The sequence below is a fragment of the Actinacidiphila sp. bgisy160 genome, from assembly GCF_057707815.1.
In genome coordinates this window covers 1-15,179 of record NZ_JBYIQW010000050.1, presented here as the reverse complement: position 1 = coordinate 15,179, position 15,179 = coordinate 1, and the positions used below count along the sequence as shown (strand labels likewise).

Here is a 15,179-nt window from a genome sequence, read left to right as displayed (position 1 = left end):
CGCTCACGACCAGCGCGCCGCCCCCGTCCGGTCACCGCGGCGCACCTCAAGAGCACGCCCAGCCCCGGGCGCTCGGCCGATGCGGCTCCCTCGGCCCCCCCGTGTCGTCCGCGCCGACGAGCAGCACGTTCCACGGGGCGGCCGGCGGGCGCTCGCCCTGGGCCTCGACCGAGACCGTGTCACCCGTACGGCGTACGAGGGAGACGGCGGCTGTCGAGCCGTCCGTAGCCGGCACGGCCTTGATCGCGTCGCCGCCCGCCCAGTCGTACTCCGGGCGCTCCCCGGCGGCGCCGAAGGGCACCACCGAGCCGGGCCTCGCCGGCAGTGGGAGCGTGTCGAAGCCGGGCGTCTCGCGCCGCCGGCGCGGGCCCTCGACGCGCTCACCGGTCAGCAGGCGCGTCCAGGTGCAGGCCGGGACGTAGTACTCGACCACGCCGTCCGCGCTGAGGACCGGGGCGACCAGCAGGTCGTCGCCGAGCATGCACTGCCGGTCCAGATGGTGGCAGGCCCTGTCGCCGGGGAACTCCAGCACCATCGCCCGCATCATCGGCGTGCCCTGGTCACGGGCCTGCAGCGCGGCCCGATACAGGTACGGCGTGAGGGGGTTCTTCAGCCGCGTGAAGTCGCGGGTGACGGCGACGGCCACGTCCCCGAACTCCCACGGCACGCGGTGGGGCCTGCTGCTGTGCAGCCGGCTGCCTGGTGCGGCGTGCCCTCGAATCCGCCGATGTCGTGGTTGCAGAAGCCGAAGCCCGACAGGCCCAGCGACAGTTCGCCGCGCAGGCTGTCCGCCATCGCCGTGACCGTCGACGCGCAGTCGCCGCCCCAGCGCACCGGGAACCGCTGTCCGCCTGCGGTCGCCGAGCGGGCGAAGAGCACGGCTTCAACGGCGCGTGGAGGACGCCCCGGTCGCCGCGACCGAGGCGTCGGCGACGGAGGCCGCGTACTTCGCCGTGACGCCCGGGCGCATCATCCAGAAGCCGTCGGTGTCTTCACAACCGGTCCGGCCGTCCCGCCCGGTGGGCGCCGATCAGGTCCCGGTACCAGCCGTAACTGGCCTTGGGCGTGCGCTTGGCGTCGTTGTCGTAGTCGACGTGCACGATGCCGAAGCGCTGGCCGTAGCCGCGGGCCCACTCGAAGTTGTCCAGCAGCGACCAGACGTAGTAGCCGCGCACGTCCACGCCCGCGTCCACCGCGGCGACGAGCGCGTGGAGGTGGTCACGGAGATAGGCCACGCGGTCGGTGTCGTCGACGCGGCCGTCGGCGGTCAGGACGTCGGCCTCGGCCGAGCCGTTCTCCGTGATGAAGGCGGGCGGCAGCGACGGGTAGCGCTCCTTGAGTTCCAGCAGCAGCGCCGTGAAGGACTCGGGGACGACGGGCCAGCCCATGGTGGTGTGCCGCGTCCCGTACGGGTCGGTCTCGCGGACACCGATGTCGACGGCGGTACGGCGGGCCGGGTCGGGCTCGCGGTGCGGGGCGTCGGTGACGGTCAGAGGGCGGTAGAAGTTGAGGCCCACGAAGTCCAGCGGCGCTCCGATGATCTCCAGGTCGCCCTCGCGGCGGTACGAGCCGTCGGCGAGCGCGCCCCATGTCTCGGCCTCGCCGACGGGGTAGCTGCCGGAGAACAGCGGCTCGGTCCACGTGTCGTTGTGCAGCGTCATGGCCCGGCGCAGCGCGGCCAGGTCGGCGGCGGAGTCGCTCGCGGCCTCGATGCGGTCGAGGTTGAGGGTGATGCCGACCTCGCGGGCGCCCGCCTCGCGCAGCGTGCGCACCGCCAGGCCGTGGGCGAGCAGCAGGTGGTGGGCGGCGGCCAGGGCGCCGGTGCCCTCCTGCGCGCCGGGGGCGTGCCGGCCCTCGGCGTAGCCGACGAAGGCCGAGCAGTAGGGCTCGTTGAGGGTGATCCAGCGCTCCACGCGGTCCCCGAGCCGCTCGGCGACGACGCCCGCGTACGCGGCGAAGGCCTCGGCCGTGGCGCGGTTGCGCCAGCCGCCCTCGTCCTCCAGGGCCTGCGGGAGGTCCCAGTGGTAGAGCGTCACCGCGGGGGAGACGCCCGCGGCGAGCAGGTCGTCGGTGAGACGGTCGTAGAAGTCCAGGCCCTTGCCGTTGACCGCGCCGCGGCCCTGCGGGACGACGCGCGGCCAGGCGACGGAGAAGCGGTAGGAATCCACGCCCAGGTCGGCGAGGAGGCGTACGTCCTCGGCGTGACGGTGGTAGTGGTCGCAGGCCACGTCACCGGTGGCGCCCTCGGCGGTACGGCCGGGGGTGTGGCTGAAGGTGTCCCAGATGGACGGCCCGCGGCCGTCCTCGTCGTGGGCGCCCTCGATCTGGTAGGCGGCGGTGGCGGCGCCGAAGCGGAATCCGGGCGGGAAGAGCGGGAAGTCGGTGGGCATGGGGGATGCTCCTGGCTGGTGCGCTGCGTGTGCGGGGAACAGAACGGTGAGAAAAGCGGCAGAGCGGGGCGCGGTTCAGGCGCCGGCCGCGCCTGAGCGGGGCGGGGCGATCCCCGGGCCCGGCACGAGCACCGGGGGGATCAACCGGTGTCCCGGCGGGGTCCGGGGCGCACCCTGCGCGTGCGCGGCGATCGCCTCCACGGCGAGCCGCGTCACCTCTGCGGACATCTCGGGGACGGGCAGTTCGATGCGTGGCAGGTCCTGGCCGCCGAGGTCGTCGGGCAGGTTTCCGACGGCCACCACCGCCAGGTCCTCGGGCACCCGCAGCCCCTCCGCCGCCACCGCGGCGAGGACGTGCGGGAGCGCCGCCACGTGCTGCACCACCAGGGCGGTGGGCGGGCGTTCGCCGTGCAGCAGGGTGCCGATGCGCCGCGCGAGCCGTGCCATGTCCCTGGTCGACTGGTGCACGCGCACGTCGGCCCCCGTCTCCGGCGCCCCGCGGCGGGCCCCGTCCAGGCCCCGGATCGCGTAGCCGCGGCGCGCCTGGATCTCGTGCTCGGTGGTCGCGAGGTACGCGATGTCCCGGTGGCCGGCGGCGGCGACTTCACGGATGGCGAGGGCCGCGGCCGCCTCCCAGTCCAGGTCGGTCCACGGCAGTGCGGAGTCGTCGGCGGACCGCCCCAGCAGCGCGCTGGGGAAGCCGAGTTCGACCATGGCCGCGATGCGCGGGTCCTCCATCTCGACGGCCATCAGGACCGCGGCGTCCGCCTGGCCGCTGCGCGCGATGCGGCGCAGGCCCGGCACGCCCTCCTGGGCCGTGGTGAGCAGGACGTCGTAGCCGTGGTGGCGGGCTGCGTCGCTGATCTCGATCGCGAAGTGCCCGTCGACGGCCCGGTAGCCCCCGGCCACGCGGGGGAGCGCGAGTGCCAGCACATGGGTGCGCGTGCTGCGCAAGGTGCGGGCGCTCGCGCGGGGGTGGTAACCGAGGTCGTCGATCGCCTGCTGCACGGTGCGGCGGGTGTCCTCCGAGATCTTGCGTGAGCCGCTCAGGACGTACGACACGGTGCTGGGCGCGACCCCGGCGCGTTCGGCGACGTCCTTGATCGTGGTCATGCGGCTCTCCTTCTGATCCTGAGGTGCAGTAGTGGTCGAATCGATTCGTCGAATCGATTCGACCACTACGGAGGACGATGTTATGTCGACACCCCAGGGTGCGACAACGGCCCCTTCGGCTCGTGGCGCGGCGGCCGGCCCGTCGCCGGTGTGCAGCGGGCCGCGAGCCGGGTAGGGCCGGAGCGGGCGGCCGCGGCGGGCCGGCGGGGAGGGAGTCCCGGGTGGAAGAGGCAACAGCGGTGCTGGGCGCCGCGGTCGGGGCATTCGGTTCGGTGGTCACCGGCGGCACCGGCTGGGCGGCGAGGCGATGGCAGGCCGTACGGCAGCGGGACCTCGGCGACCGGCGTTGACAGCGGCAGGACCGCCGCGACGCCTATGTGACGTTGATGGCCGCCTGTCGTGCCGCGACCCAGGAACTCGCCTCGGCGGTCGGCCGTCGCGCCGCCCACCATGGCGACCCCGTGGACAACGGGGGGGCGCCGCCTGGCAGGGCCTCGTCCCGATGGGCGCCGCACTCGCCGCGGTCCGGCTGGAGGCACGGACGCGGTCATGGAGGCCGCGGGAGAACTTGCTCACGCCGTCGACGCGCTGTTCCGGGCCGAGGGCTCACGTGCCGGTGCCGCGGTCCGGGGTCGCGCCGAGGGGGCGGGAGGTGGCGAGGCCGGCGAGGAGACCCGCGGCCGCGGTGACGACGGGGTAGCTGAGGACGTGGTCGACGGCGGACTGCATGGCCAGGCCGGTCAGGGCGGCCGCGGCGGTCAGGACGACCGGGGTCGGGCGCGGAGAGCGCTGGAGCGCCCAGAGCAGCCAGACGTAGGAGGCGGCGAGCCCGGGGACCCCCCCGACCCCGGGGGTCACCGTAACCGCTGGGGCCCGGGGATGTGCAGATCCCGTGCGCGAACGGCAAGTGCCGCGCCGGCGGGGAGGACCGACGGGAGGGCGCGGCAGGGGGACGTAGGCTCAGGGCGTGCCGATTCCCGAATTCCTTCGCGAGCTGCGGGCCCTCGTCGGCCACCGGCAGCTGCTCCTGCCCGGTGTCACGGCGGTCGTGCTCGACGACGAGAACCGCGTCCTGCTGAACCGGCGGGCGGACAACGGACGCTGGTCCCTCATCGGCGGCATCGCGGAACCCGGTGAGCAACCCGCCCAGACCGCCGTACGCGAAGTGCTGGAGGAGACCGGCGTGCGCGCGGTCGCGGAGCGTGTCGTCCTCGTCCAGACGATCGACCCCGTCCTCTACCCCAACGGGGACCGCTGCCAGTACGTGGACATCACCTTCCGCTGCCGGGCCGTCGGCGGGCGGGCCAGGGTCGCGGACGACGAGTCGCTGGAGGTCGGCTGGTTCGACGTGGACGGCCTGCCCGACCTCGGCAACCACGGGCGGCTGCGGCTCAAGCACGCGCTGTCCGGGAGCCCCACCTGGTTCGAGCCCGCGGGACCGCCACAGGGGTGAGTGTGCGCCGCCCCCACGGGCGCTGACGCGAGTGTGGGCGGCGCACACATCGGTCGGGACCCGCGCGCTGCCTAGCCTGCAGTGCATGACGCTCACGCCCCCCGCGCCCCGTCCCGCAGCAGGCCCCGTCGCGCCGTCCGGAGTTCCGGACCTGGACGGACGCACCGCGCTCGTCACCGGCGCCGCCGGCGGTATCGGCCGCGCGTGCGTCCTGCGACTGGCCGCCGCCGGTGCCAAGGTGCGGGCCGCCGACCGGGACGCCGAAGGTCTGGCCGAGCTCGCGGCACAGGCGGCGGCGGGCGGCCGCCCCGGCGCGGTCGAGACCCTGACGCTGGACCTGACCGACCTCGACGCGGCCGAGCAGGCCGCCGCCGGCACCGACATCCTGGTCAACAACGCGGGGCTGCAGCTCGTCCGCCCCATCGAGGACTTCCCGCCCGACGTCTTCGCCACGGTGCTGCGGGTGATGCTCGAGGCCCCCTTCCGGCTGATCCGGGGGGCGCTGCCGCACATGTACGGGCAGGGCTGGGGCCGGATCGTGAACATCTCCTCCGTCCACGGTCTGCGGGCCTCGGCCTACAAGAGCGCCTACGTCTCGGCCAAGCACGGGCTGGAGGGCCTGTCCAAGACCGCCGCCCTGGAGGGCGCCGCACGGGGCGTCACCTCGAACTGCATCAGCCCCGCCTATGTGCGCACCCCGCTCGTCGAGCGGCAGATCGCCGACCAGGCGGCCGCGCACGGCATCGAACCCGAGCGGGTCGTCACCGAGATCATGCTCGCCGACTCCGCCGTGAAGCGGCTGCTGGAGCCGGAGGAGGTCGCCGAGCTGACGGCCTACCTCTGCTCGCGGCAGGCGTCCTTCATCACCGGTGCCTCGCTCACCATGGACGGAGGATGGACGGCACACTGATCTGCCGGTATCCCTGACAGCGTGCCGCGCCACTCACACGAAGCCCCCGACGACCACGGCGGAACCATGGCTCCCCACAGCCCTTCCGACGCACCTTTCCTGCGGCTGCTCGCCCGCGGGGCACCGGCCGAGGAGTACGAGCGGCCGGTCCTCGCGGCCAGGGCCGAGGGCGCGCCCCCGGCCGTGCTCGCGGAGATGGAGCAGGCCAAGCTGCTCGCGCTGCGAGTGCGGGCGGAACTGGAGGGCCGGCGGCGGCGCGAGGCCGAGCTGTCGGCGCTCTTCGAGACGGCCGGCGACCTCGCGGGCCTGCGCGACCTGGACTCGGTGCTGCAGGCCATCGTGCAGCGGGCCAGATCGCTGCTCGGCACGGACGTCGCCTACCTCAGCCTGATCGACCGCAAGGCCGGCGACACCTACATGCGGGTCACCGAGGGTTCGGTCTCCGCCGAGTTCCAGCGGGTGCGACTCGGGATGGGCGAGGGACTCGGCGGCCTGGTCGCGCAGACCGCCCTGCCCTACGTCACCGAGTCCTACTTCGACGACGAGCGCTTCCGGCACACCCACCCGATCGACTCGGCCGTGCACGACGAGGGCCTAGTGGCGATCCTCGGAGTGCCCCTCGTGCTGGGTACCGGCGTCATCGGCGTGCTGTACGCCGCGGACCGCCGGGCCCGGGTGTTCGAGCGCGGCCAGATCGCCCTGCTCGCCTCCCTCGCCTCGCTCGCCGCCGTCGCCATCGACACGGCGAACCTGCTGGAGGAGACCCGGTCCGCGCTCGCCGACCTCGGGACCGCCAACGAGACCATCCGCAGCCACAGCGCCGTGCTGGAACGGGCCTCCGAGGTGCACGACCGGCTCACCGAGCTCGTGCTGCGCGGCGGCGGTGTCGACGACGTCGCGGAAGCCGTCGCCGAGGTGCTCTCCGGGACGGTGCGGGTCGTCGGGACCGACCATGACCCCGTCCCCGACGCGCTCGCCGACGCCGTCGCCCGCTCCCGGAAGGACGGGCACGCCGTACGGCAGGGCGAGAGCTGGACGGCCGCCGTCACCGCGGGCGGGGAACTGCTGGGCGCCCTCGTGCTGCACGGCCACCCCGCACTGGACCCCGTCGACCAGCGCACGCTGGAGCGGGCCGCCATGGTCACCTCCCTGCTCCTGCTCGCCCGGCGCACCGCGGCCGAGGCCGAGCAGCGCTTCCGCGGCGAGCTCCTGGACGACCTGCTCGACGCCCCGCACCGCGACCCCGGCCTGCTGCGGGAACGCGCCGGCCGGCTCCGCGCCGACCTCGACGCCCCGCACGTCGTCCTCGCCGCCCGCGTCGACGAGGAGCACGCCGGGGCCGCCGCGGACCGGCAGCGGCTGTGGTCGGCCGCCTCCCACCTCGCCGCCACCCGGCGCGGCCTGGCCGCCGCGCGCGACGGCGGAACCGTGCTGCTGCTCCCGCTGGAGCCGGGCTCCGACGCCTCCGCGACCGCCCGCCGGATCGCCCAGCAACTGGGCACGGCGGTGCGGGCGGCCGTCACCGTGGGGGCGTCCGGCCCCGTCCGGGCGCCGGTCGGCCGGCCCGGTTCCGTCGCCCTGGCCTACGCGGAGGCACAACGCTGCGGTGACACGCTGCGCGCCCTCGGCCGGGCCGGGGAGGGTGCCGCGGGCGACGACTTCGGCTTCCTCGGACTGCTGCTGACTGAGTCGCGCGACGTCGACGGCTTTGTGCACCGCACGATCGGCGCCGTCGCCGACTACGACCGCCGCCGGGGCACCGACCTCGTGCGCACCATGGACGCCTACTTCGCCAGCGGGATGAGCCCGGTACGCACCAAAGACGCCCTCCACGTGCACGTCAACACCGTCGCGCAGCGCCTGGAGCGCATCTCCCACCTGCTCGGCGCCGACTGGCAGTCCCCGGACCGCGCGCTGGAGATCCAGCTCGCGCTGCGCCTGCACGGCCTTTCGGCGGGGCGGGAGGGCCCGCCGCGAGGCCCGGCCGGTCAGGGATCCGCGCCCGCGACCAGCTCCACCTCGAACCCGTCGCCGTTCTCCAGGTAGGCGGCGTAGTGCTCCTCGCCGCCGGCGTAAGGATGCCGCTCGGGGAACATCAGCGTCCAGCCGTGCCGCGGCGAGCGCGCCACGAGCGCCTCCAGCTCCGCGCGGCCCGCCACATGGAACGCGAGGTGGTTCAGCCCCGCCCTGCGGCGCTCGTGGGGTCCGGCGACGAGATCCGGTGACCGCTCGACGACGATATAGGCCGCTCCCAGACGCCAGCTGCGCCCGGCCTCCCACCGCTGGTACCGGACGTAGCCGAGCTCGCCCAGCAGCCAGCCCCATTCGGCCTCCGCGCGCTCCAGCTCCGGAACCCACAACTCGACATGGTGCAGCACCCCCGTCCCCGCTCTCCTGTCACTCACAGTCACGACAGTAGACCCCGCCACTGACATTCCGTGGCGGGGCCTACGCGTCGGGGTGCGGAACGGTGGTCGCCGTCGTCAGCCCGCGTGGGCCGACCGGGCCAGCGGGGAGTCCTGCGAGGTCTCGGCCTCGATGGCGTCGAGGTCCCGGCCGCGCGTCTCCTTGGCCAGCCCGACCGCGATCAGCGTGAGCAGGGCGGCGGCGATGACGTACAGCGAGATGGGGACCGAGCTGTCGTAGGACGCGAGCAGCGCGGTCGCGATGAGCGGAGCCGGGGCGCCCGCGGCCACGGAGGCGAACTGGGCGCCGATCGAGGCGCCGGAGTAGCGCATGCGGGTCGCGAACATCTCCGAGAAGAAGGCCGCCTGCGGCGCGTACATGGCACCGTGCAGCACCAGACCGCCCGTGACCGCCAACAGCAGGGCCGGGAAGCTCTTCGTGTCGATCAGCGCGAAGAAGGGGAAGGCCCACAGACCCACGCCCGCCGCACCCAGCAGGTACACCGGCCTGCGACCGACGCGGTCGGAGAGGGCGCCCCAGGCCGGGATGACGGCGAAGTGCACCGCGGAGGCGATGAGCACGGCGTTCAGCGCGGTCTGCTTCCCCAGGGCCGCGTGCTCGACGGCGTAGACGAGGACGAAGGCGGTGATGACGTAGTAGCTGATGTTCTCCGCCATGCGGGCACCCATGGCCACCAGGACGTCCCGCCAGTGGTCACGGAGCACCGACAGCAGCGGCAGCCGCTCGATCGCGGACTCCTCCGCCTTGCGGGCCGCCGCCCTCGCCAGCGCCGCCTTGAACACCGGCGATTCGTCGACCGACAGCCGGATCCACAGCCCCACCATCACGAGCACGCCCGAGAGCAGGAAGGGGATCCGCCAGCCCCACGACGTGAAGGCGGCGTCCGAGAGCAGCGCGGTCAGCGCCGACAGCACACCGGTGGCCAGCAGCTGGCCGGCCGGGGCGCCCGTCTGCGGCCACGACGCCCAGAACCCGCGCCGCTTGGCGTCGCCGTGCTCCGAGACCAGCAGCACCGCGCCGCCCCACTCGCCGCCGAGCGCGAAGCCCTGCACCAGGCGGAGCAGGGTGAGCAGCACCGGAGCGGCGACGCCGATCGTGCCGAACGTGGGCAGCAGGCCGATGCAGAAGGTCGCGCCGCCCATGAGCAGCAGACTCAGCACGAGCAGCCGCTTGCGGCCGAGACGGTCCCCGTAGTGGCCGAAGACGAGCGCGCCCACCGGGCGGGCGGCGAAGCCGACCGCGTAGGTGAGGAACGACAGCAGCGTGCCGACCAGGGGTTCCTCGTTGGGGAAGAACAGCTTGTTGAAGACCAGCGCGGCGGCGGAGCCGTAGAGGAAGAAGTCGTACCACTCGATGGTGGTGCCGATGAGGCTCGCCGCGACGATTCTGCGGAGCGAGCCGGGTGCGGTGGGCGCGGGTGCCGGGGTTGCCATGGTCACCACTTCCGGGCGGGGGACGGGGACGTTTCCGATGTCGCCACACCGTAGAAACGGCCACGTCACGCTCCCATGTGGTGGAACACCACAGTTACGCGGACGGGTATCCGGGCGGGCACCATGGGCGCACGGCCCGGGGTGCCCGGCGGGGGCCCGCGCGTGACCGGAGGCGGAGAGCGCGCCCCGAGAGGGTCCATTCGAGTGGCCGCCGCTCACGAGATATCTTGATGTCGAGCAATGTTGCAGACGTGGAGCGGAGCACCCGGTGACTGACTCGACCATCATCTATACGCACACCGACGAGGCGCCGGCGCTGGCGACGTACTCGTTCCTGCCCGTGATCCAGGCGTACGCCTCCACGGCCGGAGTCGCCGTGGAGACCCGTGACATCTCCCTGGCCGGGCGCATCATCGCGAGCTTCCCCGAGTACCTGGAGGAGGGGCAGCGCATCCCCGACGCCCTCGCCGAACTCGGCGAGCTGGCCAAGACCCCCGCCGCCAACATCATCAAGCTGCCGAACGTCTCGGCCTCGATCCCGCAGCTGAAGGCCGCCATCGCCGAGCTGCAGGCAAAGGGCTACGCGCTGCCGGACTACCCGGACGACCCGAAGTCCGACGAGGACAAGGACGTCCGCGCCCGCTACGACAAGATCAAGGGCAGCGCCGTCAACCCCGTCCTGCGCGAGGGCAACTCCGACCGCCGCGCCCCCGCGTCGGTCAAGAACTACGCCAAGGCGCACCCGCACCGCATGGGCGCCTGGTCGGCCGACTCCAAGACCAATGTCGCGCACATGACCGCCGACGACTTCCGGTCCACCGAGAGGTCCGCCGTCATCGCCGAGGACGGCGCCCTGCGTATCGAGCTGGTCGGTGACGACGGTACGACCACCGTGCTGCGCGAGTCCGTGCCGGTGCTCGCGGGCGAGGTCGTCGACGCCTCCGTCATGCGCGTCGCCGTGCTGCGCGAGTTCCTCGGCGAGCAGGTCGCTCGCGCCAAGGCCGAGGACGTCCTGTTCTCCGTGCACCTGAAGGCCACCATGATGAAGGTCTCCGACCCGATCATCTTCGGCCACGTCGTGCGCGCCTTCTTCCCCAAGACCTTCGCCCAGTACGGCGAGACCTTCGCGGCGGCCGGCCTCACCCCCAACGACGGCCTCGGCGGCATCCTCAAGGGCGTCGAGTCGCTGGCCGACGGCGCCGCGATCAAGGCCTCCTTCGAGGCCGAGCTGGCCGAGGGCCCGGCCCTGGCCATGGTCGACTCCGACCGCGGCATCACCAACCTGCACGTCCCCAGCGACGTCATCGTCGACGCCTCCATGCCGGCCATGATCCGCACCTCCGGCCACATGTGGGGCCCGGACGGCCAGGAGGCCGACACCCTCGCGGTGCTCCCGGACAGCAGCTACGCCGGCATCTACCAGGCCGTCATCGACGACTGCCGCGCCCACGGCGCCTTCGACCCGGCCACCATGGGCTCGGTGCCCAACGTCGGCCTCATGGCGCAGAAGGCCGAGGAGTACGGCAGCCACGACAAGACCTTCGAGATCCAGCACACCGGCACCGTGCGCCTGGTCGACCAGGCGGGCAACGTCGTGCTGGAGCAGGCCGTCTCCGCGGGCGACATCTTCCGCGCCTGCCAGACCAAGGACGCCCCGATCAAGGACTGGGTCAAGCTCGCCGTCACCCGCGCCCGCGCGACCGGCGACCCGGCGGTGTTCTGGCTGGACGAGGAGCGCGCCCACGACGCGAACCTGATCGCCAAGGTCAAGCAGTACCTCCCGGAGCACGACACCGAGGGCCTGCAGATCGAGATCAAGTCCCCGGTCGAGGCGACCAAGTTCTCCCTCGAGCGCATCCGCCGCGGCGAGAACACGATCTCCGTCACCGGCAACGTGCTGCGCGACTACCTGACCGACCTCTTCCCGATCCTGGAGCTGGGCACCAGCGCCAAGATGCTGTCGGTCGTGCCGCTGATGAACGGCGGCGGCCTCTTCGAGACCGGCGCCGGCGGCTCCGCCCCCAAGCACGTGCAGCAGCTGGTCAAGGAGAACTACCTGCGCTGGGACAGCCTCGGTGAGTTCCTGGCGCTCGCGGTCAGCTTCGAGCACCTGGCGACCACCACGGGCAACGCCCGCGCCCAGGTCCTGGCCGACACGCTCGACCGCGCCACGGGCACCTTCCTCAACGAGGACAAGTCGCCCAGCCGTAAGCTCGGCGGCATCGACAACCGCGGCAGCCACTTCTACCTGGCCATGTACTGGGCCCAGGAGCTGGCCAGGCAGACGGACGACGCGGAGCTGGCCAAGGCCTTCGGCCCGCTCGCCCAGACGCTGACCGACAAGGAGCAGACGATCGTCGACGAGCTGATCGCCGTCCAGGGCTCCCCGGTCGAGATCGGCGGCTACTACCAGCCCGACCCGGCCGAGGCAGCCGCCGTGATGCGTCCGTCCGCGACCTTCAACGAGGCGCTGGCGAGCCTCGTCTGACGCGACCCTCGGCACGGCCGAACCGCAGTACGACGGGAACCGCCCCGGCTGGATCACCAGCCGGGGCGGTTCGCGCGCAAGGTGCAAGGTGCAAGGGACGGGCGGGCCGCGGCGGACCGTCAGGCGAAGACGCCGTCCAGCCACGCCTGCCAGCGCTCACCGGCCCGCCCGCCGTCGGCGCCGGGGGCGAAGTCGTGCACGCTCACGCCGACCGGGGCGCCGAAGTGGTTGCGGCCGAAGACCCGGTACATCGCGTCTTTGGTGCGCAGGCCGACGAAGTAGCGGTTGCGGTAGTCGACCACGGCCTCCACCGGCCCGGCGCCGGGCAGTTCGACGCGTACGGTCGCGCCCTCGGCCGCGTCGTCCGGCACCCCGAGGGCGCGGCTGACGACCTCGAGGGCGTCCGGCGCGGTGGACGCGGCGGGGCCGGCCACGGTGGCGAAGGCCGCCGGCCGCCCGCCGAAGTGGGTCAGGTACTGGCGCAGGGTGTGCAGGTAGAAGTCGGTGTGCTTGCTCGCGCCGTCGTACTGGTTGTCCCAGTCGTCGACGAGGACGCCGCTGTGCACGTAGCGCACCCAGGCACCACCGCCCTCGCGCTCCTCGATGACGTGCTCGAGCTGGTTGAAGGTCTGGTTGTGGGCGACGTCCAGGCCCTCCGACCGGGCGATCAGGTGGTGCGGCGGGTCCCAGGCGGTGAGGGTGCCGCCGAAGGGCGCGGCGCCGCCCTCGCGCGGCTCGAACTCCTGGGGCCACAGCCAGCCGGCGGAGCCGGTGGTGACGGCCTCCCAGACCTCCTCCGGACTGGCCTCGGTCTCGAACTCGCGAACGATCTCGAATTCCTTTGACATGGTGCTGCTTGCTCCTCGTGGGACCGGGCCCGGACGCCCGGACGGCGTGGTGGGGGGGGTGGGTGGTGGGTGGTGGCGCTCGTGTTCCGCCGTACGTGGGCGGCCGTGAAGGGGTCACGGACCGTTCACGGGGACTCCGCTCACGGGGACTCCGACACGGGGACTTGGCTCACGAGGACTCATCGATGGCCGTCGGCGCGCGGCCTTCCACGGCCGGCGCGGACTCCCCGGCCGTGGGCGCGGGGTCCTTCACGGTGGGGTGGAGCGCGACCACGATGCGGTGGTCGCGGCCGCCCTCGCCGTCCGCGTCGTGGTACTTGGCGATCAGCGCGCTCACCCCGCGGGTCAGCTCCTCCACGAACGCGGCCCGGTCGGCGGCGGAGGCGAAGCGCACCTCCCCGTCGAGGGCGTACGTCGCGAGGCGCTTGCGGGCCCTGGCCGCGCCAGTGATCAGGGTGCCGACGTCGCGTACGAGGCGGGCGGCCACGGCCAGCAGCCAGCGCGCGGACAGCTGGTCGCGGAAGCGCCCGGGGTCCGGCTGGACGGCGGCCAGCGCGAGCGGCGAGATCACGTACGAGGCCGCGGTGGCCCGCATCAGCCGCTCGGTGACGTTGCCCTTGCGGCGCTCGCCGGCCAGCTCGACCAGACCGTGCGCCTCAAGCGTCCGCAGGTGGTAGTTCACCTTCTGCCGGGGCAGCCCGACCCGGGCGGCGAGCATGGCCGCCGACGCGGGCCCCTCCGCCAGCTCGGCGAGGAGGCGGGCCCGTACGGGCTCCAGCGTGGCGGCGGCCGCCGCCGAGTCCTCGATCACACTCACGTCCAACATGGCTCAACCGTCTCACCGAAAATTTTTTTTGTCCAGCCCACTTTTCTTGTCGGGGAGTGGGCGACACCCGCCGGTAACGCCGGCGCCCGGGACGAAACACCGATCTCACCTGCCGCGCGAACGCCCCTGACATCGCTGTGGGCGGTGTCCGCGCAGGTGACGCGGCGGAACGCCGGGAGGCCCAGTGCGTTACAGCGTGGTACTGCACCCGGCACCCCGCGGCTCTTAGTGTCAGCCGTCAAGCGGCCCGGAGTTCACCTTCGCGGCCCGCTCATTGCCGCGACGTCGGAGGGAAGACCGATGAGTCGAGTAGTGCGCGCCGCGCTCGTCCAGACGAAGTGGACCGGCGACAAGGAGTCGATGACCGACCTGCACGAGCGGTACGCCCGCGAGGCCGCCGCCCAGGGGGCGCAGGTCATCGGCTTCCAGGAGGTGTTCAACGCCCCGTACTTCTGCCAGGTGCAGGAGCCCGAGCACTACCGGTGGGCGGAGCCGGTGCCCGACGGCCCGACGATCGTGCGGATGCAGGCGCTCGCCAAGGAGCTCCGCATGGTGATGGTCGTCCCGGTCTACGAGATCGAGCAGGCGGGCTTCTACTACAACACCGCCGCCGTGATCGACGCCGACGGCAGCTACCTCGGCAAGTACCGCAAGCACCACATCCCGCAGGTGAAGGGCTTCTGGGAGAAGTACTACTTCAAGCCCGGGAACCTGGGGTGGCCGGTCTTCGACACGGCGGTCGGCAAGGTCGGCGTCTACATCTGCTACGACCGCCACTTCCCCGAGGGCTGGCGGGCGCTGGGCCTCGCCGGCGCCGAGCTGGTCTACAACCCCTCCGCCACCTCGCGCGGGCTGTCCGCGTACCTGTGGCAGCTGGAGCAGCCGGCCGCGGCCGTCGCCAACGAGTACTTCGTCGCCGCCATCAACCGGGTCGGCCAGGAGGAGTACGGCGACAACGACTTCTACGGCACGTCCTACTTCGTCGACCCGCGCGGCCAGTTCGTGGGCGACGTCGCCTCCGACAAGGAGGAGGAACTCGTCGTGCGCGACCTGGACTTCGGAAAGATCGAGGAGGTCCGTCAGCAGTGGGCCTTCTACCGGGACCGCCGCCCCGACGCCTACGGCCCGCTGACCGAGGCCTGAGAGGAGGGGAAAACCGGTGAGCCGAACCCTGATCCGCGGCGGACTGGTCATCACCGCCGCAGAGGAGGTCCACGCCGACGTCCTCGTCGAGGACGAGAGGATCGTCGCCCTCGCCGCCACCGGCAGCACGGTCGCCGAGGGCTGGACG

The 15,179-nt window shown here is 73.0% G+C and carries 13 protein-coding genes and 1 pseudogene; 6 read left to right on the top strand and 8 right to left on the bottom strand.

Annotated elements, in window-relative coordinates; all coding sequences use genetic code 11:
* Positions 1-46 precede the first annotated feature (46 nt).
* From AC3EUJ_RS29340 to AC3EUJ_RS29330, 3 genes and pseudogenes are all read right to left on the bottom strand, one after another.
* Positions 47-885 (bottom strand): annotated as a pseudogene (locus AC3EUJ_RS29340) (TIM-barrel domain-containing protein); the annotation flags it as partial.
* A 107-nt stretch (positions 886-992) separates the two neighbouring features.
* Positions 993-2,390 (bottom strand): GH1 family beta-glucosidase, encoded by a 1,398-nt coding sequence (locus tag AC3EUJ_RS29335; RefSeq protein WP_431966600.1) that lies wholly within the window; start codon positions 2,388-2,390, stop codon positions 993-995.
* 75 nt (positions 2,391-2,465) lie between these two features.
* Entirely contained in the window at positions 2,466-3,503 is a 1,038-nt protein-coding gene (locus AC3EUJ_RS29330) for a LacI family DNA-binding transcriptional regulator (protein WP_431966598.1), read from the bottom strand.
* 221 nt (positions 3,504-3,724) lie between these two features.
* Between AC3EUJ_RS29330 and AC3EUJ_RS29325 the strand changes: the two genes are divergently transcribed.
* Positions 3,725-3,853: a hypothetical protein gene (locus tag AC3EUJ_RS29325; protein ID WP_431966596.1), complete on the top strand. Its 129-nt coding sequence runs from the start codon at positions 3,725-3,727 to the stop codon at positions 3,851-3,853.
* Positions 3,854-4,109: 256 nt separating this feature from the next.
* Here AC3EUJ_RS29325 and AC3EUJ_RS29320 read toward each other — a convergent pair whose 3' ends face one another.
* On the bottom strand, positions 4,110-4,361 hold the full coding sequence (locus AC3EUJ_RS29320) for a hypothetical protein (RefSeq protein WP_431966594.1): 252 nt from the start codon (positions 4,359-4,361) through the stop codon (positions 4,110-4,112).
* Positions 4,362-4,470: 109 nt separating this feature from the next.
* On the opposite strand from AC3EUJ_RS29320, the gene AC3EUJ_RS29315 reads away from it, so the two are divergent.
* The 3 genes from AC3EUJ_RS29315 to AC3EUJ_RS29305 all read left to right on the top strand — a co-directional run bounded on the left by AC3EUJ_RS29315 (position 4,471) and on the right by AC3EUJ_RS29305 (position 7,912).
* Positions 4,471-4,956 carry an NUDIX hydrolase gene (locus tag AC3EUJ_RS29315; protein WP_431966592.1) on the top strand — a complete coding sequence of 162 codons (486 nt, stop codon included), beginning with the start codon at positions 4,471-4,473 and terminating at the stop codon, positions 4,954-4,956.
* Between the two features lie 85 nt (positions 4,957-5,041).
* Complete coding sequence (locus tag AC3EUJ_RS29310) at positions 5,042-5,866, top strand: 3-hydroxybutyrate dehydrogenase (protein ID WP_431966590.1); 825 nt, start codon at positions 5,042-5,044, stop codon at positions 5,864-5,866.
* Positions 5,867-5,932: 66 nt separating this feature from the next.
* A complete protein-coding gene (locus tag AC3EUJ_RS29305) occupies positions 5,933-7,912 on the top strand; it encodes a helix-turn-helix domain-containing protein (RefSeq protein WP_431966588.1) in 1,980 nt (659 codons plus the stop codon).
* On the opposite strand, the gene AC3EUJ_RS29300 is transcribed toward AC3EUJ_RS29305, so the two are convergent.
* A complete protein-coding gene (locus AC3EUJ_RS29300) occupies positions 7,855-8,301 on the bottom strand; it encodes a VOC family protein (protein WP_431966586.1) in 447 nt (148 codons plus the stop codon). The two genes, AC3EUJ_RS29305 and AC3EUJ_RS29300, sit on opposite strands and share 58 nt — an antisense overlap.
* Positions 8,302-8,349: 48 nt before the next feature.
* Positions 8,350-9,726, bottom strand: coding sequence for an MFS transporter (locus AC3EUJ_RS29295; RefSeq protein WP_431966584.1), 1,377 nt, complete (start codon positions 9,724-9,726; stop codon positions 8,350-8,352).
* Between the two features lie 268 nt (positions 9,727-9,994).
* Between AC3EUJ_RS29295 and AC3EUJ_RS29290 the strand changes: the two genes are divergently transcribed.
* Entirely contained in the window at positions 9,995-12,214 is a 2,220-nt protein-coding gene (locus AC3EUJ_RS29290; RefSeq protein WP_431966582.1) for an NADP-dependent isocitrate dehydrogenase, read from the top strand.
* Between the two features lie 119 nt (positions 12,215-12,333).
* Here AC3EUJ_RS29290 and AC3EUJ_RS29285 read toward each other — a convergent pair whose 3' ends face one another.
* Together AC3EUJ_RS29285 and AC3EUJ_RS29280 are read right to left on the bottom strand one after the other, a co-directional pair.
* Positions 12,334-13,062, bottom strand: a complete 729-nt coding sequence (locus tag AC3EUJ_RS29285) for an SRPBCC family protein (RefSeq protein WP_431966580.1) — start codon at positions 13,060-13,062, stop codon at positions 12,334-12,336.
* Between the two features lie 169 nt (positions 13,063-13,231).
* The gene (locus AC3EUJ_RS29280; RefSeq protein WP_431966578.1) at positions 13,232-13,888 is read right to left on the bottom strand and encodes an ArsR/SmtB family transcription factor; all 657 of its coding nucleotides are present in this window, start codon (positions 13,886-13,888) and stop codon (positions 13,232-13,234) included.
* 300 nt (positions 13,889-14,188) lie between these two features.
* Between AC3EUJ_RS29280 and AC3EUJ_RS29275 the strand changes: the two genes are divergently transcribed.
* A complete protein-coding gene (locus AC3EUJ_RS29275) occupies positions 14,189-15,031 on the top strand; it encodes a nitrilase-related carbon-nitrogen hydrolase (protein ID WP_431966576.1) in 843 nt (280 codons plus the stop codon).
* Positions 15,032-15,179: the final 148 nt, after the last annotated feature.